Below are 2,250 nucleotides of genomic sequence, written 5' to 3'. Positions count from 1 at the left end.
CCCCTTTCCCCTTTCCCCTTTCCCCCTCTAAAATAGCCAGTTGTAGACATCGCATTTATTTTCGGTAAAATCAACTTCTGAGAACTGTAATTTGGGAGAATTTTCGGGTGCCTACACTTGGTGTTAACATCGACCACATTGCCACCATCCGGCAAGCACGGCGCACGGTGGAACCAGACCCGGTAGCAGCGGCGGTGCTGGCGGAATTAGGGGGTGCAGATGGAATTACAGTGCATCTGCGGGAAGATAGACGGCATATCCAAGACCGGGATGTGCGAATTTTAAGACAAACAGTGAGAACTCACTTAAATTTAGAGATGGCCGCTACAGATGAAATGCTAGCGATCGCCCTCGACATCAAACCAGATTATGTAACTTTAGTCCCCGAAAAACGCGAAGAAGTCACAACAGAAGGCGGACTAGATATCGTTGGACAAATTGTTAGAATAGGTGAGATCGTTGATAAATTGCAAGGCGCTGGCATTCCAGTCAGTTTATTTATCGACGCTGAGCCAGCACAAATCGAAGCATCTGTCAAGGTAAAGGCTAAATTTATTGAATTGCACACCGGACAATACGCCGAGGCTAAGGACGAAACAACTCGCCACCAAGAATTAGCCATCTTAGCCAAAGGATGCGAACAAGCGATTCAAGCCGGACTGCGAGTCAACGCTGGACATGGACTCACCTACTGGAACGTCTACCCGGTGGCAGCCCTTAAAGGTATGGAAGAACTGAACATCGGTCATACCATCATCAGTCGGGCAGCCTTAGTAGGCATAGAACGAGCAGTCCGGGAGATGAAAGAAGCAATACGGGGGCATGGGGGATAGGGTATGGGAAGGGGAAAGGGGAAAGGGGAAAGGGGAAAGGCATTGATTTTTAATTATTCTCCTCTGCCCCTCTGCCTCCCCTGCCTCCCCTGCTCTCTCCCAGAGGGGTTGTAACTGCGAAATCTAGAAATCAATCTTCAACTAAAAAATTCTATGAGCGCAACAGAGTCTAACAACCTACCGCTTTGGGTACAGGATCGCGATCGCGTGATAGCAGAAAGTATTGATAGTGAGTGGCGCTATCAGACACCACCAGATTATTCTCGATCCAAAGAAAATTTAGCTCAAGAAAGTACGCGCAATCACTTAGAAGGTACACTAGAAGCGATCGTGCAAAACTTGGTGCGAACCTTTGAAATGGAAGTATCCTTTAAAGCTAACCCGCAAGAGTGGTTGTCTATTGTGAATGACAAGTTTCGCCTCAGTACTAATGGCGGAGTAGACTACACAGCGGCGGATTTATCAGCCCAAGGTACTTACAATTTATTTATGCCTGATTCAGAACACTACAAGGCTTCAGAAGAAACCTTTGAATCATCGGCAAAACTCTTCCACACAACATTTCCCAAAGGATTTCCTTGGGAAGTGCTGGAAGTTTTCTCAGGGCCACCGAATGTAACATTTAAATGGCGGCATTGGGGACATTTTAATGGACAATACAAAGACTATGCACCTACTGGAGAGACGGTGGAAATTATCGGCATGAGCATTGCCAAAGTTACCGATGACTTAAAGATTATTTCCTTAGAACACTACTTTGACAATAGTCTGTTCTTGACCAAGCTCACATCTGGTGGCAAGGTAAATGCAGACAATCAAGGAAGTCCTTGTCCCTTCAGTTCTTGGTTCAAGAAGTTCCAAAAAAGTTAATTTTCAGGGGTACAGTGTGTAGCGCTGTACCCTGAAATTACTTTCATAACAAGCAAAGGATGAAAATGCAAACATATCATTACGTTTTGGCTAGTCAACGTTTTATTCTCGAAGAAGAACCAATAGAGGAAGTTCTCAAAGAACGTACCCGTCACTACCACGAACAAGAAAAACAAATTGATTTTTGGCTAATCAAGCAACCAGCTTTCTTAGAAGCGCCCCAGTTTGCAGAAATAAAAGCAAAGTGTCCCCAACCAGCTGTAGCAATTATTTCCACTAATCCGCAATTTATTACTTGGTTAAAATTGCGTTTAGAGTACGTCATCACAGGAGAATTCCAAGCTCCTTCTGAGGCAATACCTGATGCTCTAGCATCTTTGGCTACTGTATCTTAGATGGGGAGAATGGGGAGATGAGCGAAGTGGGGAAAAGGTTATGGTTCGGCAAGCTCACCAACCAGGTTAAAGGGAAAAGGAATCAATTTAATCTTTCCCCTTTTCCCTTTACCCCTTTCCCTTTCCCCCTTTCCCTTTCCCATACCCAATGC

At 45.1% G+C, this 2,250-nt stretch carries 3 protein-coding genes; all 3 read left to right on the top strand.

Annotated elements, in window-relative coordinates; translation table 11 throughout:
• Positions 1-107: 107 nt before the first annotated feature.
• The 3 genes from GNE10_RS34025 (at position 108) to GNE10_RS34015 (ending at position 2,098) form a co-directional block, all read left to right on the top strand.
• Positions 108-833 carry a pyridoxine 5'-phosphate synthase gene (locus tag GNE10_RS34025; protein ID WP_185570436.1) on the top strand — a complete coding sequence of 242 codons (726 nt, stop codon included), beginning with the start codon at positions 108-110 and terminating at the stop codon, positions 831-833.
• A gap of 153 nt (positions 834-986) precedes the next feature.
• A complete protein-coding gene (locus GNE10_RS34020) occupies positions 987-1,703 on the top strand; it encodes a SnoaL-like polyketide cyclase (RefSeq protein ID WP_185570435.1) in 717 nt (238 codons plus the stop codon).
• A gap of 65 nt (positions 1,704-1,768) precedes the next feature.
• Complete coding sequence (locus tag GNE10_RS34015; RefSeq protein WP_099072543.1) at positions 1,769-2,098, top strand: MgPME-cyclase complex family protein; 330 nt, start codon at positions 1,769-1,771, stop codon at positions 2,096-2,098.
• Positions 2,099-2,250 lie beyond the last annotated feature (152 nt).

Source organism: Nostoc sp. 2RC (assembly GCF_014222165.1).
Taxonomy (GTDB): Bacteria; Cyanobacteriota; Cyanobacteriia; order Cyanobacteriales; family Nostocaceae; genus Nostoc; species Nostoc linckia.
This window is presented reverse-complemented; position numbering and strand designations above follow the sequence as displayed.

Bases quoted from the DNA above. Each gene is read 5' to 3' on its own strand.
- GNE10_RS34020 (WP_185570435.1), top strand. From the start codon at position 987: ATGAGCGCAACAGAGTCTAACAACCTACCGCTTTGGGTACAGGATCGC.
- GNE10_RS34015 (WP_099072543.1), top strand. From the start codon at position 1,769: ATGCAAACATATCATTACGTTTTGGCTAGTCAACGTTTTATTCTCGAA.